At 32.6% G+C, this 23,689-nt stretch carries 23 protein-coding genes; 2 read left to right on the top strand and 21 right to left on the bottom strand.

The annotated features are described in order from the left end of the window. Nucleotides 1-89 precede the first annotated feature (89 nt). Nucleotides 90-1,796: a succinate dehydrogenase flavoprotein subunit gene (gene sdhA / locus SULAZ_RS00865; RefSeq protein ID WP_012674239.1), complete on the top strand. Its 1,707-nt coding sequence runs from the start codon at nucleotides 90-92 to the stop codon at nucleotides 1,794-1,796. Nucleotides 1,797-1,810: 14 nt separating this feature from the next. On the opposite strand, the gene SULAZ_RS00860 is transcribed toward sdhA, so the two are convergent. The 4 genes from SULAZ_RS00860 to SULAZ_RS00845 all read right to left on the bottom strand — a co-directional run bounded on the left by SULAZ_RS00860 (nucleotide 1,811) and on the right by SULAZ_RS00845 (nucleotide 5,202). Continuing rightward, nucleotides 1,811-2,692: a LysR family transcriptional regulator gene (locus tag SULAZ_RS00860; protein WP_012674304.1), complete on the bottom strand. Its 882-nt coding sequence runs from the start codon at nucleotides 2,690-2,692 to the stop codon at nucleotides 1,811-1,813. Next, nucleotides 2,679-3,806, bottom strand: a complete 1,128-nt coding sequence (gene dxr, locus SULAZ_RS00855) for a 1-deoxy-D-xylulose-5-phosphate reductoisomerase (protein WP_012673775.1) — start codon at nucleotides 3,804-3,806, stop codon at nucleotides 2,679-2,681. The genes SULAZ_RS00860 and dxr overlap by 14 nt, the downstream gene beginning before the upstream one ends. Nucleotides 3,807-3,809: 3 nt before the next feature. Beyond that, nucleotides 3,810-4,385, bottom strand: coding sequence for a thioredoxin family protein (locus SULAZ_RS00850; RefSeq protein ID WP_012674476.1), 576 nt, complete (start codon nucleotides 4,383-4,385; stop codon nucleotides 3,810-3,812). Between the two features lie 490 nt (nucleotides 4,386-4,875). After that, nucleotides 4,876-5,202 carry a (2Fe-2S) ferredoxin domain-containing protein gene (locus SULAZ_RS00845; protein ID WP_012674852.1) on the bottom strand — a complete coding sequence of 109 codons (327 nt, stop codon included), beginning with the start codon at nucleotides 5,200-5,202 and terminating at the stop codon, nucleotides 4,876-4,878. 93 nt (nucleotides 5,203-5,295) lie between these two features. Between SULAZ_RS00845 and SULAZ_RS00840 the strand changes: the two genes are divergently transcribed. Then, nucleotides 5,296-6,216 carry a glycosyltransferase family 2 protein gene (locus SULAZ_RS00840; RefSeq protein WP_228357451.1) on the top strand — a complete coding sequence of 307 codons (921 nt, stop codon included), beginning with the start codon at nucleotides 5,296-5,298 and terminating at the stop codon, nucleotides 6,214-6,216. On the opposite strand, the gene amrA is transcribed toward SULAZ_RS00840, so the two are convergent. The 17 genes from amrA to carA all read right to left on the bottom strand — a co-directional run bounded on the left by amrA (nucleotide 6,189) and on the right by carA (nucleotide 23,667). After that, nucleotides 6,189-6,782: an AmmeMemoRadiSam system protein A gene (amrA, locus tag SULAZ_RS00835; RefSeq protein ID WP_012674723.1), complete on the bottom strand. Its 594-nt coding sequence runs from the start codon at nucleotides 6,780-6,782 to the stop codon at nucleotides 6,189-6,191. The genes SULAZ_RS00840 and amrA overlap by 28 nt on opposite strands. Next, a complete protein-coding gene (amrB, locus tag SULAZ_RS00830) occupies nucleotides 6,745-7,542 on the bottom strand; it encodes an AmmeMemoRadiSam system protein B (protein WP_012674092.1) in 798 nt (265 codons plus the stop codon). Before amrB ends, amrA begins: the two co-directional genes overlap by 38 nt. Before the next feature lie 45 nt (nucleotides 7,543-7,587). Further along, the gene (locus SULAZ_RS00825; protein ID WP_012674456.1) at nucleotides 7,588-8,607 is read right to left on the bottom strand and encodes an LptF/LptG family permease; all 1,020 of its coding nucleotides are present in this window, start codon (nucleotides 8,605-8,607) and stop codon (nucleotides 7,588-7,590) included. Then, entirely contained in the window at nucleotides 8,608-9,114 is a 507-nt protein-coding gene (rimM, locus tag SULAZ_RS00820) for a ribosome maturation factor RimM (RefSeq protein ID WP_012673561.1), read from the bottom strand. A gap of 4 nt (nucleotides 9,115-9,118) precedes the next feature. Continuing rightward, nucleotides 9,119-11,884 carry a tetratricopeptide repeat protein gene (locus tag SULAZ_RS00815; protein ID WP_012674769.1) on the bottom strand — a complete coding sequence of 922 codons (2,766 nt, stop codon included), beginning with the start codon at nucleotides 11,882-11,884 and terminating at the stop codon, nucleotides 9,119-9,121. Beyond that, nucleotides 11,868-12,803, bottom strand: a complete 936-nt coding sequence (locus SULAZ_RS00810) for a bifunctional riboflavin kinase/FAD synthetase (protein WP_012673990.1) — start codon at nucleotides 12,801-12,803, stop codon at nucleotides 11,868-11,870. The genes SULAZ_RS00815 and SULAZ_RS00810 overlap by 17 nt, the downstream gene beginning before the upstream one ends. Then, a complete protein-coding gene (locus SULAZ_RS00805; protein ID WP_012673672.1) occupies nucleotides 12,800-13,219 on the bottom strand; it encodes a regulatory protein RecX in 420 nt (139 codons plus the stop codon). The genes SULAZ_RS00810 and SULAZ_RS00805 overlap by 4 nt, the downstream gene beginning before the upstream one ends. Continuing rightward, nucleotides 13,209-14,324, bottom strand: a complete 1,116-nt coding sequence (locus SULAZ_RS00800; protein ID WP_012674626.1) for a type IV pilus twitching motility protein PilT — start codon at nucleotides 14,322-14,324, stop codon at nucleotides 13,209-13,211. Before SULAZ_RS00800 ends, SULAZ_RS00805 begins: the two co-directional genes overlap by 11 nt. Beyond that, nucleotides 14,314-15,336 carry a recombinase RecA gene (gene recA / locus SULAZ_RS00795; protein ID WP_012674242.1) on the bottom strand — a complete coding sequence of 341 codons (1,023 nt, stop codon included), beginning with the start codon at nucleotides 15,334-15,336 and terminating at the stop codon, nucleotides 14,314-14,316. The genes SULAZ_RS00800 and recA overlap by 11 nt, the downstream gene beginning before the upstream one ends. A 15-nt stretch (nucleotides 15,337-15,351) precedes the next feature. Beyond that, entirely contained in the window at nucleotides 15,352-15,639 is a 288-nt protein-coding gene (gatC, locus tag SULAZ_RS00790; RefSeq protein ID WP_012674358.1) for an Asp-tRNA(Asn)/Glu-tRNA(Gln) amidotransferase subunit GatC, read from the bottom strand. A 127-nt stretch (nucleotides 15,640-15,766) separates the two neighbouring features. Then, a complete protein-coding gene (gene topA, locus SULAZ_RS00785) occupies nucleotides 15,767-17,794 on the bottom strand; it encodes a type I DNA topoisomerase (protein ID WP_012674102.1) in 2,028 nt (675 codons plus the stop codon). A 2-nt stretch (nucleotides 17,795-17,796) separates the two neighbouring features. After that, nucleotides 17,797-18,456 (bottom strand): 7-cyano-7-deazaguanine synthase QueC, encoded by a 660-nt coding sequence (gene queC / locus SULAZ_RS00780; protein WP_012675050.1) that lies wholly within the window; start codon nucleotides 18,454-18,456, stop codon nucleotides 17,797-17,799. After that, entirely contained in the window at nucleotides 18,449-19,561 is a 1,113-nt protein-coding gene (gene prfB, locus SULAZ_RS00775; RefSeq protein ID WP_012674642.1) for a peptide chain release factor 2, read from the bottom strand. The genes queC and prfB overlap by 8 nt, the downstream gene beginning before the upstream one ends. A 71-nt stretch (nucleotides 19,562-19,632) precedes the next feature. After that, a complete protein-coding gene (locus SULAZ_RS00770; protein ID WP_012674747.1) occupies nucleotides 19,633-20,505 on the bottom strand; it encodes a prephenate dehydrogenase in 873 nt (290 codons plus the stop codon). 8 nt (nucleotides 20,506-20,513) lie between these two features. Further along, a complete protein-coding gene (locus SULAZ_RS00765) occupies nucleotides 20,514-21,362 on the bottom strand; it encodes a universal stress protein (RefSeq protein WP_012674150.1) in 849 nt (282 codons plus the stop codon). Next, nucleotides 21,359-22,540: a cation diffusion facilitator family transporter gene (locus SULAZ_RS00760; protein WP_012675096.1), complete on the bottom strand. Its 1,182-nt coding sequence runs from the start codon at nucleotides 22,538-22,540 to the stop codon at nucleotides 21,359-21,361. Before SULAZ_RS00760 ends, SULAZ_RS00765 begins: the two co-directional genes overlap by 4 nt. Continuing rightward, nucleotides 22,540-23,667, bottom strand: coding sequence for a glutamine-hydrolyzing carbamoyl-phosphate synthase small subunit (gene carA, locus SULAZ_RS00755; RefSeq protein WP_012674008.1), 1,128 nt, complete (start codon nucleotides 23,665-23,667; stop codon nucleotides 22,540-22,542). The genes SULAZ_RS00760 and carA overlap by 1 nt, the downstream gene beginning before the upstream one ends. Nucleotides 23,668-23,689: the final 22 nt, after the last annotated feature.

Raw genomic sequence — 23,689 nt, 5'->3', positions numbered from 1 at the left:
TTATACCTTCTTAAACAAAAAATATGGAAATTATCCTTTTGTTAATGCTATAATAAAACATCGTTTTATTTATTATTAGGAGGATAAAGATGCTTAGCTATGACGTTTTAATAGTGGGAGCAGGCGGTGCCGGATTAATGGCTGCCCTTGAAGCAAGTAAAGCTAAAGATGTAAAAGTTGCCGTTATCTCTAAAGTTTATCCTACAAGATCCCACACAGGAGCTGCTCAGGGTGGTATAAACGCAGCTCTCGCAAACGTAGACCCTTCAGATAATCCAGAAGTTCATACCTTTGATACTGTAAAAGGTAGTGACTACCTTGGTGACCAAGACGCTATAGAGTTTATGTGTTATGAGGCTCCAAAGAGAATATACGAGCTTGAGCATCTTGGAGTTCCATTTTCAAGACTACCTGACGGTAGAATAGCCCAAAGACCTTTTGGTGGAGCAGGATTCCCAAGGACTTGTTATGCAGCTGACAAAACAGGACACGTTATATTACATACATTATACGAACAATGTTTAAAAAACGACGTGGAATTTTTAAACGAATGGTTTGTTTTTGAGTTAATAATTGATAACAATGAAGCAAAAGGTGTTATCGCTATCGACATAAGAAGTGGAGAAGTTCACGCAATAAAAGCAAAAGCCATAATCTTTGCAACAGGTGGTTATGCAAGGGTTTACTGGGTTAGAAACACAAACGCAATAGGTTCAACAGGAGATGGAATGGCAATATGCTACAGAGCAGGAATTCCACTTAAAGATATGGAGTTTGTTCAATTCCACCCAACTGGTTTAAGGTCAACAGGAATACTTGTCACTGAAGGAGCAAGAGGTGAAGGTGGATACCTTATAAACAACAGAGGAGAAAGATTTATGGAAAGATACGCTCCTCAAAAGATGGAGCTCGCACCAAGGGACTTAGTTGCAAGGTCTATAGAAACGGAGATACTAGAAGGAAGAGGATGGGGAGAAGGTATGATGGCTTATGTCCATCTTGACCTTAGACACCTTGGAGCTGAAAAGATAAAATCAAGACTTCCTCAGATAAGACAACTTTGTATAGACTTTGAAGGTGTAGACCCAATTGAAGAGCCTATACCAGTAAGACCTACAGCCCACTACTCTATGGGTGGAATAGATGTTAGAGATTACAAAACAAGTATGACAGGGGTAAACGGTGTATTTGCAGTAGGTGAATGTGCTTGTGTATCGGTCCACGGAGCAAACAGATTAGGTGGAAACTCATTATTAGACTTAGTAGTATTTGGAAAACCAGCAGGAGCTGCTGCGGTTGAGTATGCGAGAAATAAACCTGATGATAACTTTAACTTAAAATCAGAAGAAGAAAGGGCAAGAAGAGAGATAGAAAATCTACTTAAAAAAGAAAGTAAAGAAAATATAAACGATATAAGAATTGAAATGGCTCAAACAATGTGGGATAAAGTAGGAATATTTAGAGAAGAAAAACCTATGCTCGAGGCAATAGAAAAAATTAAAGAGTTAAAAGAAAGGTACAAAAACCTTGCACCTGGAGATAGTGGTAAAATATTCAACACTGCACTTATAAATTACATTGAACTTGGATTTTTACTTGACCTTGCAGAAGCAATTGCTACAACAGCAGTTTTAAGAAAAGAAAGTAGAGGAGCTCACGCAAGAAGAGATTATCCAAACAGAGACGATGAAAACTTCTTAAAACACAGTTTGGCTTACTACACACCAGAAGGTCCTAAAGTAGAATACTGTGAAGTTAGAATAACGAAGTACCAACCACAAGAAAGAAAATACTAAAAACAAAAGGGGTGTTAAATGCACCCCTTTTTACAAAGATATACAAAAAATTTATTTTCAATAAAAGATAGTCTTACATTCTTCTGAGTGATAATTGAGAATTTTCTTTTTATACTCACATTTTCTATATTTATAGATTTAATAAAACCTTCACTTAAAGATTTTAAAGCAACAAGCTTTGACACAAAGGCTAAAAAATCTGTATTCTCTACTATATTAACGATGGCTTTAGAACTTGACACTTCCATAACTGTATTTAAATCTGTTCCGAGAGCTTCTTCAACCACATTCCTCGTTCCTGACCCTACTTCCCTTGACACAAATTTAAACTTTTTTAAATCATCTATTTTTAGAACTTCAGGTACATTGTTTTTTGCAGAAGCTATCAAAATAATCTCATCGATACAAAATGGTCTTATATCAAACTTATTTGACTCAATGTTATCTTCAACAAGACCTATATTAAAAACTTTAGATAAAACACCATCTGCCACTTCTTTTGAGTTTCCAACAAATAGGTTGACCTTTATATCTGGATTTTCTTTATAAAAATCCGACAAAATCTCTGGTAAATAGTATTCACCTATTGTAGAGCTTGCACCGATAAACAAAAATGATTTAGATAAAGAAAGCAATGAAGATATCTCGTTTTCAAGTTGAGTATAGTCATCTAATATTTTAGATGCATAACGATAAAGTATCTTTCCTTCTTCTGTAAGTTCAAGTTGATTCTTTTTTCTTTGAAAGAGGGTAACACCTAAATAGTTTTCAATCTTCTTTATTTGAAGTGTGACTGTAGGCTGAGATAAAAAAAGTATCTCAGCTGCTTTTGAAAAACTCTTTAAGTCAGCTACTGTTTTGAATATTTTAAGTTTATGGTAATCAAGAACTTCCATATTTTTCGGCTATCAATAATGAGTATTTTTCAACGTACTTAATAAATTCTAAGAGGTCTTGAATACTATTTATCTTGTCATTTTTTACACTTTCTATAACTTCTATAACTATTTTGTATATATCTAAAAACTTTATCTTACCTTGTAAGTAAAGGTTTACAGCAACTTCATCTGCCATTGTTAGAGCTGTTGGATACACACCTGCCTTCTTCCCACACTCTATAGCTACTTTTAAAAGTGGAAACTTCTTATAATCAGGAGTTAAAAAATTTAGACTTTTTAATTTTGTGAAATCTAAATAATTGTTATTTATATACTTTCTTTCAGGATAAAAGATGGCGTAAGATATAGGAATTCTCATATCAGGGTTAGACATGTTAGCTACAACAGTTCCGTCTATGTACTCTACCATACCGTGAATTATACTCTCAGGATGTATTACCACATCTATTTTTTCGTAAGGTATGTTAAAGAGGTAGTGAGCTTCTATAACTTCAAATCCTTTGTTTATCAATGTAGCACTATCTACAGATATCTTTTTTCCCATACTCCATCTTGGATGGTTAAGGGTTTGGTCTATAGTAACATTTTCAAGTTCTTTTAAAGGTAGATTTAAAAAAGGTCCACCTGAAGCTGTTAGTATTATTCTTCTTACATCATCTAATGGTTTTCTATCTATTATCTGGAATATGGCAGAATGTTCACTGTCTATCGGTATTATGTTTTTATACTTATCTTTTTCTAACTCTCCTAAACATATTATAGCTTCTTTGTTAGCCGTAGCAACCTTTTTATTACTTTCAAGTAGTATATAAGTAGGTTTTATTCCTTTCACTCCGGCTATGGCTATTATAAAAAGGTCTAAATCTAAATCTCTTAAAAAATCAAGACTATTTTCACCAACAAACACTTTTGTATTTTTAAAATTTAGGAGCTCTCCACTTTCAATGTACACATAACGTGGATTAAACTCTTTTATCTGGGATAAAAGTTTCTCAGATGGTTTTGAAGCTCCTAAGAGTTTTACTTTTATTTTATCTTTATTTTTTCTTACAATATCTAAAACCTGAGTACCTACGGAACCAGTAGAACCAAGCAGTCCAATTTCTATCAACTTTCACACTTCTCCTAAAGCTTTGACTATATATCCAAAAAACTCATTGTCATCTCTAGCACCAACAAACTCTACCTTATCGTTTATAACTATTTTTGGAACAGCCGATACATTATACTTCATAGCCAATTCAGGAAAAGAATAACAATCTATTATACTAACTTTGATATTTGGATTAACGACAGAAAAACTTACAGCTTTTAAAATGGCAGGATGACACCATCCACAAGAGTTTGTAGTAAAAACTTTAATATCTACAGGTTTATCTATCTCCTGAGCAAACTCTAAAATTCTACTTGATATATGATACTCATTATTTGCTACTATTTTTATGCTGTCTAAAAACGATTTAACTTCTCCACCTGAAACTTTTCCCAAAAATTTGATAGATATTTTATCTTTTTCAATTAAAAATATAGGTTTCTCACCTAAAAAAGTATCTTTTTGTAATTTTATAGAACTGTTTTCTTGAGAAATCTCTTTTAAAAATTTCTCAAAATCATCTTCTTCAAATGTATTGTACCTTATATTAACTTTTTCTTTTAAATTACTTAGCTCCTTTTTTAAATTTTCAAGCATTTTTTAACCTTATTTATTTATTTTTCTTTTTATTATTTTATCATTTTATATTTAGTTAAATAAATAATAAATAATAAGAATAATAGATGGCGAAAATTGTTGATAACTTTTACGAGAATATCTATATATCAGTAATTTAAAGTGTAAAATTGTCTGTTGATAACTTGTTGATAACTTTTTAATTATTTTTCAACGACTTAACTTAATATGTTTTTACAAGTATTTGAAATTTTATTAAAAATTTTTATAGGTTTTTTGTTGATAACTTGTTGATAACTTTAGAAATTAATTAGTATAACCGGCAGTTATTAACAAGTTGTCGACAGGTTATCAACAGGTTGTCAACAGGTTGTCGACAACTTATCAACAAGTTATGAACAGGTTATAAACATTCTATCAACAGGTTGTAAACAGTTTATTGACAGTGGAAGTTGTAATAGAGAATGCTTAAAGAGGAAAATCAGGGCAGTAAAACTGCCCTGATAGAGATTTAGAACATTCCGGGTGGTTTACCTTTTGATACTATTAGTCTTTCTACTGGTTGACCTTCTATTATGTGTTTTTGAATGATTTCTTCAACATCTGCAGGGGTTACATTGCCGTACCATATAGCATCCGGGTAAACAACGACGTTTGGACCGAACATACAAGGACCTAAACATCCAGTTGCAGTAACAGCCATCTTGTTAAAAAGTCCTTTTGTCATGAGAGCTTCTTGGAATTTCATAAAAATTTGATCTGAACCTTTATCACCACAAGAAGGCATTCCCGGTGGTTTTCTCTGCATACATACAAAAACGTGTCTAAACTCTGCCATCTTACAGCTCCTCCTAAAAAGATTTTTGATTATTTTAGATGTTTGTTTTTTAATAATAAATGATTTTTGTTAGAAATGATATATAATTTTCGTTTGTTAGTTTATCAAGGAGAAAAAACAGTGCCACAAGTTAGTGTAATTATTCCTGTCTACAACGGAGAAAAGTATATAAAAGAGTCTATAAACAGTGTTTTGAATCAAACATTTAAAGATTTAGAGATAGTTGTTGTAAACGATGCGTCTACAGACAGTACGGAAAAGGTTATTTTTGAAAATTTTAGAAATGAAATTAAGTCAAAGAAAATTATCTACTATAAAAATCCTAAAAATATGGAAAGGTCTTACAGTAGAAATAAAGGCTATAGTATATCTTCTGGAAAGTATATATTTTTTTTAGATTACGATGATGAATGGGATAAGGACTATATAAGTGAAAGTGTCAAATATTTAACCGATAACGACATAGTTTACAGCTTTCCACGAACATTTATAGATTCAAATGGAAATATCAAAAGGGTGTCATCTAAAAAACTTCCAGAAGATGTTGGAAAAATTATTTTTTCAGGGAACATTGGTTATCCTTCTGCATCAGGGTTTAATAGGAACAGCTTTTTAATGTACGATGAGAATTTAAGTTATAGAGAAGATTGGGAGTTGTTTGTAAGAAGTTTTCTATTGGGCTTTAAGATTAAAGTTTTGGATAACAACAAAGTAAAGATAAGAGAACATTCAGGTAGAACAAGTAAAAAAAACTTGGATATGCTTTTAAATACTGTTTTGATTTATAAAAAGTATAAAAATTTAATTCCTGACAAGTATATTAACTATATAAAGTTTCATCTTGGCGATATGTACTTAAGGTATGGAGATTTACCTAAAGGTTGGAAGTATATATTGCAAAGTTTTAAAGAAAAAGATTTATTAACATTTAAAAATATAATAACTCTTCTTAAAAGAGGCTTTAGAATAGACAAGTATTTATCTTATTACTCACTAAAACGGATGGTCTTGTAGGTGTATACTTCTAACAGTCCTGTTTTCCAAAAATCTGGTGGTAATCCTGCCTTTAAGCATAGATGGGATAAAAACAACTCTTTTTCTGGGATTTCTTCCCATACATCTGGTAAAAATGTAGCACTGTGATTTTTATACTTTATTATCACTCCATCTTCAAATGGTTTTAATTTTTCAAGTAAATCTTTCCAGTCTTTATAAATAAGTGGTTTTGGATATGTCAGCACAGATACCTTTATTTTAACGTTAGGAAGTTCCTCTAACGTTAAAGGTGGAAATCTTGGGTCTGATACTGCAGCTGATACCGCGTTATGTACCACATCTTCGTATAATGGTCTATATGGAATTATTGAACCTATACAACCTCTTAAATTTCCATACTTGGTTTCTATAGTTACAAAAGAAGCTCCTTTTCTTTTTAAATTATCAAATGGTATATCTCTTTCATCAATAGGCAAAATAGACCTATAGGTTAAATAATACTCTATAGATTTTCTCGCTAATTTAAGTAAAAATTTGCCTTCTTCTTCACTTATAAAAGATATAACTTCCATATCCAACGACACTACTATAATCTCCTCCTGTATCTCCAGATGTTTTATAATCTAACATCTTTGCTTTTAATCCATTTTCTTTTGCATACTTTATCATCGCTTCTATTCCTATTTTTCCACAAGCTTCACAGTTTTCAAGGTATGTTTCATTTAATCTTTCAACTGCTATATGACAGTTTTTATCAATCTCCCTTGCAATACTATCTGGATAGTAATGGCTCAAATCGGAGCTGATTATTACAACCGTATTTTCATCTTTAAAGAAATCTATGACTTTTTTAACGTAAATACTATCTATATCTCCATAGACAACAGGAATTATATCAAAGTTTTTCATAATTACCTGTAAAAAAGGTACTTGAACCTCTAAAGAGTGTTCCTTTTGATGGGGTAAAGTGTTTAAGGTGATAGGGAAATTTGGATAAGATTTAATAAAAGCTTCTATCTTTTCCTTTGCTACCTTTACGTTTCCAAGGGGTGTTTGCCAAAAGTCGTAGTATCCAAAAGAGATACCTTGTAAATAAACGTAATGAGAAGGTCCAATAAGTAAAAATGTGTAATGTTTATCTAAATCTAAATTTAAAAGTTGTTTATAAGAAACACCTGCAACTATACCACTGTACATATAGCCGGCATGGGGAGATATTAAACCTTCTGGTTTATAAGGGTAGAGGGGAGCTTTTTCAATATAACTCTTTACTGTGTAGTAAAGTCTTTCTTTATCTCCTGTATAAAATAGATTTGCAACAGCTGGTTTTCTTACTGTTAACATCTTTAAACCTTTTTATTTTATTTTTTCAGTAAATAAATATAGGCTTTACTCTGATTTTTTCCAGACAAATCTTAAAATACCGCTAAAAAGTAAAATTAAGACTAAAAGATAAACAAAGGATATAAAGGTATTTTTCTCTATAACTCTTATAAATAGGTAGTTTATGACCATGTAAAGTATAGAAATTGAGATAACTAAAGATAAAAGAGTTTCTTTAGATTTTGAGAAATTCAATCCAAGTAAAAAACCAATAAAACCTATAAAGATAAACGGAATTGGGAAAAATATTCTATCAATCAGTACAGAGTAAGCTTTTTGGTAATCTTTTTCTTTTGAAAAGAACACGTTGATAAGCTGAGATGTTTTGTAATCTTCAAGAGGAATCTCTTTTACATAAGAAGTATCTAAACTGAAGCTGTATTTTTCATACTTTATAACGCTGAATGACTTTTCTGAAGGAATGTGAATGTATCCATCTTTTAGCACAACTTTATCTTGGAAGAATATTCCTTCTTTTGCTGTTATTAGGTATTTATTTGATTTGTTATATATTATAATTTTGTGTAAGGTGCTATTTTCTTTACTTTCAGTGTAAACTGATATATTTTCATTTATTTTTGAGAAGTTTTTAGGCTGGATGCTTTCTAAAATGTAATTTTTTACTTTTAAAGTTAAAAACTTTGATCTTTCTTGATTTGCATAAGGTATAAGTGTGATTGATACTATTAGTGCTAAAGCTGTAAAAAGTGTAGTTGTTATAAAAACTGGTTTTAAAAGCTCTTTTTGAGATACTCCTAATGAGTATACAGCGTATATCTCATTATTTTCTCTTATACTTACTCCTACTAAGAGCCAAGCGATAAAAAATCCAAACAAAATTTGGTACTTTAGGAAAGATATATCTATCATAACAAGGAGCTGTAAAAAGTCTATTAAATTCATACTGTAGGCAAAGTTTGGAAGGTGAAGGAGCTGAGATGAAGTTATCACAATAGAAAAAAGTCCTATTAAGATTATAAACTTTTTAAAAAAGTTTTTTAGGATGTACCTGTGTAGTATTTTCATCTACAGGCTAAACCATCCTTCAGGAGGTGTTATGATTATCTTTTTGTTTTCAACATCAACGGTTTTTACAAACTGGTTTATAAAAGGTAAATACCTAATTTTATCGTCTTTACATTTTATAATTAGATAGACTTGTGGAAGTCTGTCATCGACTTTTTCAACTTTCCCAACTATTTTGTCTTTAAATACAATCTCACAACCTTCTATCTGGAATATGTAGTACTCATCTTTATTTAGCTTTGGCAGGTTCTCTTGGGGTATGTATATAAGTTTTTGGGATATCTCTTTTGCTTTTTCTGGGGTATCGTATCCTTTAAACTTTATAAGTTTTTTTACTCTGTCTATAAATTCTATCTCTAATGGAACTAACTTTTTTGTTTCTTCGTCTTCTACATAAACTATGTTTGGGAGTCTTATTTTTTCGTGAAAAAGCTCTAACTTTAGATTTCCTTTTACTCCATGAGTTGAATGTAATTTTCCTGCTACTACCATATCTTCCCTTTTCATCTTCCTACCTTAAACACTTTGGTAAATTCTTTAGTTTTTCTTTTACAGTTGCTTTTATATCTTCATTATTATAATCCAGTAGTGGTGTAAGTAGGCAAGATGCTTCTTTCCTTTTTTCTGCTTTTATTAAAATGTCAGCTGCTTTTAATCTTGCTTGGGCTGTTGTATTGTTTAGTTGGGGGTTTGTGTATATAGCGTTTAAGTATACGTTTAAAGCTTTATTTAAATCTTTCTTACTGTTGTATATCTCTCCAATTAGAAAGTAGCTTTCTGATGCAACTGTGTAGTTTTGAGACTTTATTGATACTTCTAAGTAGTTTAAAGCTTCGTCGTTTAATCCTTGTAGAAACTTTATCTTACCTATATAAAAAGATATTTCAGTAGACTTTTCTGGGTACTTGTCTAAAAGTTCTTTTAGGTAATTAAGGGCTTCGTTGTACCTTCCTGCTTGAATAAGGACTGTAGAAAGTTTAAATTTAACGTCATCGTTGTCTGATATACTTTGATAAATTTGTATTGCTTGGTCAAGGTTTGATTCTTTTTCGTATATCTGAGCTAAAAGTAGACTGCTTTTAAATCTTATATCTTGGTCTTGTGAGTTTATAATATTAAGTAGTATCTCTTTTGCTTTGTCGTTTTGACCTGATTTTTCATAAATTTCAGCAAGCTTATACTTGGCAAGTAGAGAGTCTTTATCGTTAGAATTTGACAGTTGCTGGTATATTTTAATGGCTTTTTCTATCTCTCCTTTTTCTTCGTAGATAGATGCAAGTTGAAGTTTTAATGTGTTTACAAGTGGATAATCTGGATATTTAGAGATGAAGTCTTCAATAATTTTATCCTTTTCTTGATTTTCTCCTTTTGTTTCAAGTAGAACTAAGTTGTAAGCTGCATCTACAGCTTCTTTTCTATCTTTATATTTTTCTATGAACTCTTTGTATATACTTCTTGCAAGGTCTTTTTCTCCCAAGTTATAGTAGCTGTCTGCTATTCTTAAAAGTGCTTTTTGGTTGTATACATCATCTTCTTTAAAGGTGTTTCTAAAGTTTTCAAACTCTTTTATAGCTTGCTGGAAATTTCCTTCTGAGAAGTAAAGGTATGCGTAAAGGTACATAGCTTTTTTTGCCAGTTCATCGTTGTACTGCTGTGCTATCTCTTTTAGTTTAGACCTTGCAGATTCTAAATCTCCTTGTTTTATATCTATGTAAGCTGACAGAAATAAAGATTTTCTGTCATTTCTTCCATTGATCAACTCTTTTGCTTTTTGAACGTCTCCGTAGTTAAATAAAGAGACTGCTTTCATATAAGGGTCTTTAAAGGATTTGTAGGCGTTTAGATAGTCTTTATTTTTAAAGAAGTACCATCCAAGGTAGTTGTATGCAAGGTCTTCATCTATGTCTTTAAGTAAAGAGACTATGTTTATATAGTTTTCTTCATCATCTGTTATGTAGTAAATTTCTGCTAGGTATGTTAAAGCTGTTTTTTTCCTTTCTAAATCCTTACTTTCTATAATATTAAATAAACATTCTTGGGCTTTTTTGTAGAGTTTTGCTGCATAAGCCGAAAGTCCACAGTAAAAATATGTTTCTTCATCATTTTTTTCTTTTGCTAAATCGTTGAATATGTTAAGGGCATACTCGTAATTTTTCATGTTGTAAAGTGCTACTGCCAATGCTAATCTTAAGTTATCTTTATTTCTATCTGTTAAGTTTAAAACTTTCTGTATGTGTATGAAAGTATCAAGCCAGTTGTTTGACGATGCATAGTTGTTTATAACCTTTAAATAAAGGTAGTAGCTTAGGTAAGTGTCTCTCGTCTCTAAAATTTGAGCGTAATCTTTTGATTTGCTTGTATCTACTAAATCAAGTCCAAAGTAGGCTAAGTTTGTTAGAATATCGTTAGAAAGGTTTTTACTTAAAAATTTTTCAAAGGTGTATTTTGTTTTTGTGTAATCTTTTAAAAAGTAGTAGTTAAAGCCATCTAAAATTGTGGAGATTTTTTGAAGATTTTTGTCTTCTCCTTTATAAGTATAGTCTAAAGAGTCTTTATACTTATCTACTAAGAATAGAGTATGTTTTAAAAAGTATTTACAGTAGCTAATACTTCCTACATCTAAATCATCACAGTTTATTTTTTGTGTGTTTTGTTGATTAGATTTTAGGGTTTGTACCACTATTTTATAAAATTTTACATCTTGGTCTTGGTTTATGCTGTCTAATACTTCTTTTGCTTTGTCTAAATTGTTGTTTATAATAAGTGTAATTGCGTAAGATAGGCAGTTTTCTTTAAGGGGGTTTAAAGTACAACTTTTTTCTAAATTTTCCATACTCTCTTGAAAATTTTTAAACTCAAAGTTTATATACCCAAGTAAGTAGTAAGCGTAAAATAGGTATTTGTGGTCTTTGTATTTTTCTACAAACTTTTTTAAGTTTTCTTGGGCAAATATAAAGTCTCCTCTTTGGAAGTAGTCTATACTGTCTGCAAGTAGGGCGTTAGAGGGTGGTATTCCTAAGTATGCTGTAGGTTTTTCTATAGTTAGGACTGGTAGTTTTACAGAGTAAGGTTTTTGTATTGGTAGATACTGTTTTATCTGTAAGATATCGTAAAGTGGTTGAAATTCTATCTTATTTGGTGGTGGTAATGGTTTTTTCTCTTCTAATATCTGGGACACTATCTCAATAGGGAATACTACTTCTGGAAGTTTTACCTGATTTGCAAATGAGTAATGTGATAAAAAGAGTAAAATTATTATACTAAACCACTTTTTCAACTTCTAAAACCTCTTTTGCTTTTTGTATATCTAATTTTATCTGATTTTTTAAGTCTTCTACAGATTCAAATTTTTTTTCTTCTCTTAGATACTCTATAAAGTAAACTTTTACGTAATCTTCTTCAGTTTTTAGGTCAACTTTATCTTCTATAAGATGAACTTCTATAAAGGTTTTTTTTCCGTCTAAGGTTGGTCTGTTTCCGTAATTTATAACTGCTTTGTATACTTTTTCATCTTTTTCTAAGTATCCTACGTAAACTCCTTTTTTTAAACATAGGTCATCATCAGGTTTAAGGTTTATAGTAGGAAATCCTATCTCTCTGCCTTTTCCATCTCCTTTAACAACCTTTTCTATTAAAAAGTATCTTCTCCCAAGAAGTTTTTCTACTTTTTTTAACTCTCCTTTTGATAAAAGTTCTCTTATCAAACTACTACTTATTCTACTACTGTTTGATTTTATATCTTCAATCGGAATAACTTTTATTCCAATGGAGCTTCCTACCTTCTTTGCGTACTGTATATCTCCCTCTTGTTTGAAACCAAACTTCCAGTCTTTTCCTACTATCAAGACTTTACATTTAAGGGCATTTTTTAAAAAATTTAAAAACTCAAATGCTGACTTTTGGTAAAAATCTTTATTAAACTCTACGATAAGTAAATAATCTATGTTTTCTTTTTTAAATAGGTATATTTTCGTTTCCAAGTTTACTATACTACATTTGTACTTTTTTGGATTTAGTATTTTTCTTGGATGGGGATGGAAAGTTATTACTAAAGATTTTAAATTTTCTTTTTTTGCTATATCTTTTACTTTTTTAATTATTTCTTTATGGCCTAAGTGTAAGCCGTCAAAGTTTCCTACAGTACAAACAGTGCTCTCTGTTATAGGAAGGTCTTTTAAGTGTAGGATTTTAGTCATTCTTCCTCTTTAAGGGTTATTTCAATGGCTTTTTTAATAACACTGTATCTAAATCCTCTGTTCTTAAGAAATTTTACCATATTCTCAAAAGTTTTTTCTTTTTTAAAGGATTTTTTTAAAAGATTTAAAGCTGACTTAAGTTCTTCTTCTTCAGAAAGGTCTATTTCTGTAATGCCTTTTCTGAAAAGGCTGTTTTTTAATTTTGCAAAACTTTTACCTTTGTTTATGTAAATCTCTTTGTATCTTTCTTTCAGTTTTTCATCGTTTAAAAGTCCTTGATTTTCTAAATGTTTTATAACTTCGTCTACTTTTTCCTCTTCGAAACCTTTCCTCAAAAGTTTGTTTCTTAGCTCTTCTTTAAAGTAGTCTCTTCTTGATAAAAGTTTGTAAGCATATTTTTTGACATTAGAATCCATAGGTTCCAAAATCTGTTTCTTCTTCTCCTGTTGTTATTCCTTTTATTTTTAATTCTACATCTGAAGGGTTTGTAGCGTAGAGTAATGCATCTTCATAAGATATTAAACCTTTTTCGTAAAGCTCAACAACTGCCTGATCAAAAGTTTGCATTCCGTACTGCTTTTTACCTTTTTCCATTAAGTCTTGAATCATAAACAGTTTATCTGGATTTTGTATAGCATCTGTTATTGCTCCTGTGTTTATTAGTATCTCAACAGCAGGCACTACCCCGTTTCCGTCTTTTCTTGGTATAAGTCTTTGGGATATGATGGCTTTTAGCACAGCAGCAAGGAGTATCCTAAGATGATTTTGTTCTTCTGCGGGAAACATGTTTATTATCCTGCTGATTGTGTCTTTTGCGTCTTGTGTATGAAGTGTTGATAAAACAAAGTGTCCAGTTTCAGCTGCCCTTAGTGCAGTTTGGATCGTTTCCAAATCCCTCATCTCACCAACCATTATAACATCAGGGTCTTCACGAAGTGCAGCTCTTAATCCTGTGTAAAAATCCTTTGTATCTAAATCAACTTCTCTTTGAACTATATAAGCTTTTTTATCTCTAAATATGTATTCTATGGGATCTTCGATAGTTATGATAGTTTCTTCAAAAATTTCGTTTCTATAATCAAGCATTGATGCAAGGGTTGTAGATTTACCTGAACCTGTTGGTCCTGTAACTAATACTAAACCTCTTGGCTCTTCTGCTATTTTTTTGATAACTTCTGGAAGCATTAAAGACTCAAGAGAAGGTATAACAGTTTTAAGTACTCTTAGGGCTATTGCATACGTACCCCTCTGCTTGTATATGTTAACTCTGAATCTACTTAACCCGTGTATTGAGTAAGATATATCAACCTCACCACTTTTGACAAGTTCTGCTTTTTTGTTTTCTGACTTTTCAAGGATTTTATTAACAAAACCAACCATATCTTGAGGTGTTATAGTATCAAATCCGGGAATATCTCTTAAAATAGTATTCACTCTCATTTTAGGTTTAGAACCTATCTTTAGATGTATGTCAGAAGCTCCTGATTTTACTGCTTCTGTTAAAACAGCATCAAGTTCCATTTAATAACCTCCCTTTTATGAGGTTTTCTATTTTTTGGGTAACATCTGGGTTTTGCTTTAAAAACTCTCTTGCTTTTTCTCTACCTTGTCCAAGTTTTATCTCTTCTTTTGTGTCTTCATCTTTGTAAGAGTACCAAGATCCACTTTTCTTTATAACACCAATCTCTTCTCCTAAGTCCAATATCTCCCCTTCTTTTGATATGCCTTCTCCGTATATAACGTCAAACTCAGCTTCTTTAAAAGGTGGTGCAAGTTTATTTTTTACAACTTTTACTTTAACTCTACTTCCTACCTTTTCTCCGTCTGTTTTTAAATCACTCTTTCTTACCTCCATTCTCATATCTGCAAAAAACTTTATAGCTCTACCACCTGTTGTTGTTTCTGGGTTTCCAAACATAACTCCTACTTTTTCTCTTATCTGGTTTATAAGAATTAAGGCGGTATTACTTTTATTAACTGCACCTTTCAACACTCTCATTGCCTTAGACATAAGTCTTGCATGAAGTCCTACGTTTGAGTCTTCTATATCTCCCTCTAACTCTGCCTTTGGAACTAAAGCTGCCACAGAGTCTATGACTATAACATCAATAGCATTACTTCTTACTAATGTCTCTGCTATCTCTATTGCTTGTTCTCCGTAATCTGGTTGGGAGATGATTAAGTCATCAAGATTTACACCGATTGCTTTTGCATACTTAGGGTCAAAGGCGTGTTCTGCATCTATGAAAACTGCTTTACCACCTTTTTTCTGAGCTTCTGCTATTATGTGTAAAGTTAACGTTGTTTTCCCTGATGATTCAGGACCGTATATCTCAATCACTCTACCTTTTGGTATTCCACCTATACCAGTTGCTATATCCAGTGATATAGACCCAGATGGTATTACCTCAACAGATTTTACACCTTCTGAAGATAGTGTCATTAAAGACCCTTTCCCGTACCTTTTCTCTATCTGTAAGATAGCACTTTCTAAAGCTTTCTTCTTTGCTTCTAAATCTTTTTCTTCAGTCATTTAAAAAACCTCCTTTTACTGTCCTACAACTCTTGGGACTATGAAAAATCCACCTTCTTTTTGTGGTGCGTTAGATAGAGCTTCTTCGTTTGATATGGACTGGTGAGGTTCATCTTCTCTGTAAATGCCTTCTTCTAAGTTTAGCTCGTAAAATGGTGGCACACCTTCCGTGTCAACTTCTTTTAACTTTTCTACAAATGATATAATGTCGTTAAACTGTTTAGAAAATAAATTCACCTCATTTTCGTTTAACTTCAACTTAGAAAGTTGTGCAACTTTTACAACTGTGTCTTTGTCTATCATGCATTCACCTCGTATATGATGATTATCATTTTAAATATATTCGCATTATAATATATTTTAATTACTTAATCTCGCATCCCCCTCCCTCCCCCTCCATACCTGGCTGGGAGCTATCCCAGCCCCTTTTTTATTTCTTAAATCTTTTTAACTTACTTGCTATAAACTTTAGAGCTTCTGCTGGTTTTTCTATCAAATCTTCCCTTCCATACTTTATTAAAACATTTTTTTGTTTTTCTGACAACTGATAATTTTTCAGTGCTTCTTTTTTTGCTTTATTTATCCATTTTGTTAGTAGTTTTTTGTCTGAAAGCTCTTTTTCTGTAAGGGGTAGCCCTGTTTTTTCTGATAGTGATTTGGCGTAAGTTATCTGTTTTTCTGATGGTTTTTTATCTGCGTGATCGTTTATAAACTCTTTTAACTTTTGTGGGTCATCTAATATAGCGTCTATATCTTTTCCATGTTTTTTTGCTAAATCTTTTGCGTAGTCTAACATCTTTTTAGATACTTTTGATCTTGTTGTTGAGACGGATTTTTGATGGAGATGCTTTACAAACTCTTTCCAATCTTTTTTATTTTCTTCTACCTTGTCTAAAAACTCTTCCATCTTTTTGGTAAAGTTGTAATCAATAACCCAGTTGTACTTTTGGTTTAGATAGTCAACAAGATGAAAAGCTAAATCTGTTGGTTTTAGACTTGATCCTTCTTTTACTACGTACCCTCTTTCTTTTATGGTTTTTATTATGGTTGCGTACGTTGAAGGTCTTCCTATTCCTAACTCTTCTAACTTTTTTACAAGGCTTCCTTCTGTGTACCTTGCGGGTGGTTTTGTAAACTTTTCTTCTAAGTTTATAGATTGTATGTTTATTAGCTGATTTTTTTCTATCTTAGGTAGTGATTGACTTTCTTCATCATCTTCTTCTAAGTCGTAAACGGCTTTGTATCCTTTGAATTTTAGTATGCTACCACTTGCTTTAAATGTGTGGTTCTTTATCTTTAACGTTATGTTTGTTCTTTCAAAAACGGCATCTTCCATCTGGCAAGCTACAGTTCTCTCGTAGATAAGTTTAAGGAGTTTAAAGTGGTCTTCAGACAGTCCTTTTTCTTTTACAAGTGCTTCTTGGTCTTTTAAAGGGACAAAGTTAGTTATCCTGATTGCTTCGTGGGCGTCTGCTTGTGTGTTTTTTGACTTATACACTCTTGGATTTTTTGGTAAATACTCTTTACCAAACTCTTTTTCTATCAGTTTTCTTATACCTGTTATTGCTTGGTCTGATAGTCTTGTGCTGTCTGTTCTATGGTAAGTAATAAGTCCACTTTCAAATAGGTCTTGTGCCAGCATCATAGTCTTTTCTGGTGGGAATCTGTAAACAGAGTTTGCGGATTGTTGCAAAGTAGAAGTGGTAAAAGGTGGTTTTGGACTTTGTTTTATTTGCTTTTTCTCTACTTTTTCTACAGCCGCAGTTTTTTCATCTTTTATATCTTGGTATATCTTTTCAGCTTCTTGTTTGTCTTCTATCTTTTGTTTTTCGTATAAGGCAGTAAACTTTATACCATCTTTTTCAAGTAAAGCAGTTAATACGTAGTATGGAGTGGGTTTAAAGTTAAGTATCTCCCTTTCCCTTTCAACTATGAGACGGACAGCCGGAGATTGGACTCTTCCTACACTAAATCTTCCTCCTATCTCTCTTGAGGCTATTGGGGACAGTGTATAACCTACTATCCTATCTCCTACTCTTCTGCCTAAAAATGCGTTGAAAAGTCCAAAGTTTGTCTTTTCAAAGTCTACAGCTTCTTTTATCTTTTCTACTATGTGGTCTTTTGTTATTTCATGGAACTCTGCTCTTTTTACTGTTTTTGCTTTTTTCTTTAGCTCTTCCCACATAAAGTAGCCTATAGCGTACCCTTCTCTGTCCGGGTCTGTTGCTATGTATACCTCTGCGTCTTGAGATAGTTTTTTTATCTCTGAGAGTATCTTTTTATGGTTAGATGACTTTATAACGAACTTTGGTTGGTAAGTTTGTAAATCTACTCCCATCTCGTCTTCTGGAAGGTCTTTAAAGTGTCCTACAGTTGCTTTTACTATAAAGTCTTTTCCTAAGTAATGGGATATCTCTTTTGCTTTTTTTGGGGACTCTACTATTAAAACTTTCTTCAATCTTAATCCTCTTTTATAGATTTTAGAGCTTCTTCTCTCTGTCTACAGGTTGCACACTCTCCACAAGGTGGGTTTGTTCCTTTGTAGCAGGAGTAAGTTTTTTCAAAAGGAACTCCTAACTTGTATCCTAACTTTGCTATATCTACCTTACTCATTCCTAAAAACGGGGTGTATATTTTAATTCTGTTTTTTTTGTTTGCAACCATTACAGAGCTTGCGTTTATAGCTGCCTCAGCTGCGGAAGCAAACTCTGCTCTACAGTCTGGATAGGGAGAGTCTAAAGAGTGTATTCCTATTCCTATGTTTTCTATCTCGTAAACGTCTGCGAAGGCAGCTGCGATGGATAGAAACGTTAGATTTCTCATCGGTACTGTTGTAATTGGTGGTTGGTCTGTGTAATCCTGTGAAGGAACTTCTAAACTTGGGTCTGTAAGTGCACTTTTGCCAAGTTGTTTTAAATGGGGCAGTTCAACTATAAAATGCTGTTTTACGTCAGCTATTTTGGCAAGTTCTTTTGCGTACTCTATCTCTATACTGTGTTTTTGTCCGTATATAAAAGAGATTGCGTAAACTTCTTCAAAGTTTTGTTTTGCAAGCCAAAGTAAAGTGGCACTATCCATACCACCTGACAGTAAAACTATTATATTTTTTTCCTTAATCATTTTTTTCTTTTGCCTTCCATTTAAGGTAGCTTTCTATAAATCCGTCTATATCACCATCCATAACAGCTTCTACATTTCCTACTTCGTATCCTGTTCTAAGGTCTTTTACCATCTGATAAGGCTGGAATACGTAAGACCTTATTTGGTTACCCCAAGTGATGTCTTTTTTCTCGCCTTCTAACTCTTTCTGTTTTTCTTTCTGTTTTTGTAGCTCAAGTTGATAAAGCTTTGCTTTTAGCATATTTAAAGCTTTTAGTTTATTTTGGAGTTGAGACCTTTCACTTTGACACGCTACTACTATACCTGTTGGTATATGGGTTATCCTTACAGCTGAATCTGTTTTGTTTACGTGCTGTCCTCCAGCTCCACTAGCTCTAAATGTGTCTATTCTAAGGTCTTCTTCATTTATCTCTACTTTAATTTCTTCGTCTATTTCTGGAATTACTGATACAGCTGCAAATGAAGTATGTCTTCTTTTATTTGCGTCAAAAGGAGATATCCTAACTAACCTGTGGACTCCTTGCTCACCTTTTAAATAACCGTAAGCAAACGGACCTTTTATTATTATCGTTGCACTTTTAATGCCTGCTACATCATCTGGTTGATAGTCTACTATCTCAACTTGAAAACCTTTACCTTCTGCCCATCTTAGATACATTCTCATAAGCATCTGAGTCCAATCACAAGCCTCTACACCTCCAGAGCCTGCTTGAAGGGTGAGTATTGCGTTTTTAGAGTCCATCTCGTCTGATAAAAGACTGCTTATCTCAAGTCTTTCTAACTCTTTTTCCAGATGATTTATCTCTTTTTCAACTTCAGTGTATAAACTTTCATCTTTTTCCATCTCAAGAAGTTGAATGTAATCTTGAAGGTCTTTAACTTTTTTATCTATTTTTAAGATTTCTTCTAACTTTTCTCCAAGGTAGTTTCTTTTTGATGATATCTCTTGGGCTTTTTTAGGGTCGTTCCAAAAATTAGGGTCTGCCATTTGACTGTCTAACACTTTTATCTCTTCCTGAAGTTTTTCAGGTTTTAAAATGTCTTTTAAATTGTTCCATTTTTCTATAATTTCTTCTTGTTTAGTCTTTATCTCTTCTAAAATCATCTTTCTCCAGTTTTATTTATTTTTATAAATAATAAATTTTAGCCTAACTTAAAAAATTTTCAAATAATCAGCTATCCTAATGATAGTCTCTTTTCTCGGCTTTCTGAAAGTATTTCTAAAATCTTTTTTTCGTCCTCTTCTTTTATCGCATCTTTTAGTTTTTCAAGGGAGTTTAAGAATACATCTATTGTGTGAAGGATATTTTCTTTGTTTTCTAAGAATATATCTTTCCAGATAGTTGGGGAACTGGCAGCGATTCTTGTAAAGTCTTTAAACCCTCCACCTGGGTATTTAAAAAGGTCTATACCTGTCTCTTTTGATAGAGTAATTAGACTATCTACAAGGGCAAAGGCTATAGCGTGGGGTAGGTGAGACACACTTGCAAATACAAAGTCGTGTAAGTGTGGGTCCATAACTTCTGTTTTTGAACCTATATCCTTCCATAACTTTTCTACTTTTTCTATTTTCTCTTTATCTTCTCCTAAAGGTGTTAGTATAAGTCTTGCATTTTTAAATAGGTCTGCTACTGCGTTTTCTATTCCCTCTTTCTCTGTTCCAGCTATTGGATGGACTCCTACAAAAACGTGAGGTTTTAAAATTTCATACAGTTTTACAACAAGGTCTCCTTTTACACTTCCAACATCACTTACCACTGTATCATCTTTCAAGAAAGGTTTTATTTTATTTGCTATGTCTGCAAAGGTTTTTACAGGTGTAGATAGAATCACTAAATCTATATCATTCCAAGGTACATTTTCTAATCTGTTAAAACCTTCATCAATTGCATTTAACTCTAACGCTTTCTTTATTCTACTTTCATTAAGGTCGTATCCGTATATTTTTCCTTTGTATCCTTCTTTTTTTAAAGAAAGGGCTAAAGACCCTCCTATCAGTCCAAGACCAATTATAAGAATACCTTTAAATCCTCCAAAGTCTCTTTCCATCTTTACCTCTACTTAACAAGTAAAACTGGGATAGGAGATTTTGATGTTATGTAGTTTGTAGTACTTCCAAGTATAAGTTCTCTAACGGGGCTTTCTCCGTACGCACCCATAATAACAAGGTCTAAGCTATCTTTGTTAGAATTTATAAACTCTTCTATCATCTCTTCTGGTTCTCCGTACTTATCTACAAACTCAAAGTTCACCTCTAAAAGATTTTTTAACCTACTTTCAAACTCTTGTTTCTTTTCAGAGTCTTTTACTTTATCTTCAAATACTGAGATAACTTTTACAGAGTTAACATTTAGATGTTTTGATAGATAGTTTACATATGCAGCTCCATGGACTGACTTTTCTCTGCCGTCAAAAGCAAATAAAATATTTTTAATCTCTTTAAAGTTATCAGCTGTAATCATAACAGGACAGTTAGACTTTCTTGCAACTGCCTCTGCAGTGGAGCCAAGTAGTAGAGGCATAAAACCTTGGTGCTGACCTTTTTTACCTACTATTATAATGTCTTCTGGGTCTGCCATATTTACAAGCTCGTTTACCACTATACCGTAAGCTTCAGCTATTGAACAGTCTCCACCTTTCTCTCTACACTCTACTGCGAACTCATCAAGTATAGCCTCTGCTTTTGCTTCTAAGACTTCTTTTATTTTTGGTAAAATGTCAGCATAGGTAGAAAATCCAAGTCCTCCAGATATGTCTGCTAAAAATGGTCCTTCAAGTAGTCTTATGTCTATAATGTGAACGCCTACAACAGGTCTTTTTAAGTTTTTTGATAAGTATATTCCATATTCTCCTGCAACTTTTGAACTTTTAGACCCATCTAACCCTACTAAAATTCTTCCTATCATGATTTTCCCTCTTTATTAATAAATTCTTTCCAAGATTTTATCACTTCCTGCAATGCATCTTCAATTTTTTGTTTCTCTGTTTCCCAAACCATTATACTTGACCTTGAAAGTGAAAACCTTATGCCAAAGTCAAGGGGATGGTTTTTAGATACTATTACGTCTGCCCGTGAGTTTTCAATTATTTTGCTTTTATTATCTGAAAGTTTTATAGGTGGATTTCTTACTATTTCAAAGTCTTTAGTTATGTCAAAAACAGTCATGTAAGTGGCTGTTTCAAAATCTTTAATGTTTCCTTCTTTGTCTGTTAAGAATGCAACTCTTAAACCTTCCTGTCTTGCAGGCTCGTAATGAATAATAACAGAGTCTATGTTAGGTATTTTTTCTTTTATCTGCTGGGCTATTTCGTCTACTATTCTGTGTGCCTCTCTAAGGGAGAGATTGTGCATAAGAAGCTCTATTTCTAAAAATTTATAACTTCCTGCCGACCTTCCTTTTATACTTTTTATGTCTACTATTGCAGGGTGCTTTAGAACTATGTTTTTTATTTTTTGTAGCTCTTCTTTTTCAAGGGTAAAGTCTAATAGAACTTTTATTGAGTCTTTCATAATCTCAAAACCGCTGTGGAATATAAATAAAGATACTACAGCAGCTGCGTATTTATCTATGTTGTACCCAAAGTAAACTCCAATTAAACCAATTAAAACAATCACAGAAGATAAAAAGTCTGCCCAGATATGTTCTGCATCTGCAATTAAGGTAGGTGAGTTTAACTTTTTTCCGGCTTGTTTTTCAAATCTTGAGTAAAAAAATGTCAAAATCATGGCAACAGCCATAACGATTATGGCATACTCGGGGTTAGAGACTTGTCTTTCTTCGTGATGGAAAAAGGCCTCTTTGATTATCTCATACCCAGCAAGGAATAGGAAAAGCGATATTATTAAAGCTGCGATGTTTTCTATTTTGTAAAGTCCGTAAGGAAAGTCTTCAGACTTTTTTGCTGATAGTTTTACACCGATAAATGAGATAACAGATGCAACTAAATCAGAGAAAGAGTGAATAGCCTCTGCTATAAGTCCTAAACTGTTTGTGATAAGTCCAAAGACTAACTTTAAAACGGATAAAAAAAGGTTAAGTAAGAGAGAACCAAGTATCCATCTCTCTTTTAGTTTTTGATTCATTACTTTTTACACTCTTTTATAAGGTTGTAAAACTCATCAAATATGTAAAATGAGTCGTGGGGACCAGGTGCAGCTTCTGGGTGGTGTTGTATTGAAAATACAGGGTAGTTTTTATGTCTCATTCCTTCAACGGTGCTATCGTTTAGGTTTATATGGGTTATCTCTACGTCGGCTGGCAATTTAGACTCATCTGTTGCGTAGTTGTGGTTTTGTGCTGTTATCTCTACTCTTCCTGTTTTTAGGTTTTTTACAGGATGATTTCCCCCATGATGCCCAAACTCTAACTTATAAGTCCTACTTCCAAAAGCCCAAGATAGAAGCTGATGTCCAAGACATATTCCAAATATAGGTTTTTCAGATGCTATTAACTTTTTTATCTGTTGTATCTGGTAAGTTAAAACAGCTGGGTCTCCGGGACCGTTAGATAAGAATATACCATCAGGGTTGATAGATAAGACTTCTTCAGCTGATGCATTGTATGGAAAACATACAAGCTCTAAGTTTCTATCTGCAAGGAGTCTTAATATATCTCTCTTTACTCCATAGTCTAAAACTGCAACTTTGTAATGAAACTCTGTCTGGTCTTGGTATCCATCTGGCCATTTCCAGCTCTTTTGAGTCCACTTATAGATTTGTGGCTTTGATACTTCAGCAACTAAGTTTAGCTCTGATATATCAGGGATACTCCTTGCCTTTCTTACAGCTTCTGCAGGAGATATATCTCCAACTCCTATATAACCTTTCATTACACCTTTTGTTCTTAAAATTCTAACAATTGCTCTCGTATCAACACCAAAAATTCCTAGGACATTATTTTTTTCTAAATACTCTTTTAAACTTTGGGTTGCCCTGTAGTTTGAATATAAGTTTGGAACGTCTTTAACAACAAAACCGTTTACCCAAACTCTGTCAGATTGGTCATCTTCCGGATTTATACCGTAATTTCCTATCTCTGCAGCTGTCATAACGACAATCTGTCCTTTGTAGGAAGGGTCTGTAAGGATTTCTTGGTAGCCAGTTATAGATGTGTTAAATATTACTTCTCCTCCAGTCTCTTTAACAGGAGAAGAAAATGACCATCCATAGAAAAAATGACCATCTTCTAAAGCAAGAATCACCTTTTCCATAAAAAACCTCAGAAAGTTATTA

Source organism: Sulfurihydrogenibium azorense Az-Fu1 (assembly GCF_000021545.1).
GTDB classification, from domain to species: domain Bacteria; phylum Aquificota; class Aquificia; order Aquificales; family Hydrogenothermaceae; genus Sulfurihydrogenibium; species Sulfurihydrogenibium azorense.
Note: the sequence above shows the minus strand (reverse complement) of the source record. Positions and strands in the feature narration are given on the sequence as shown.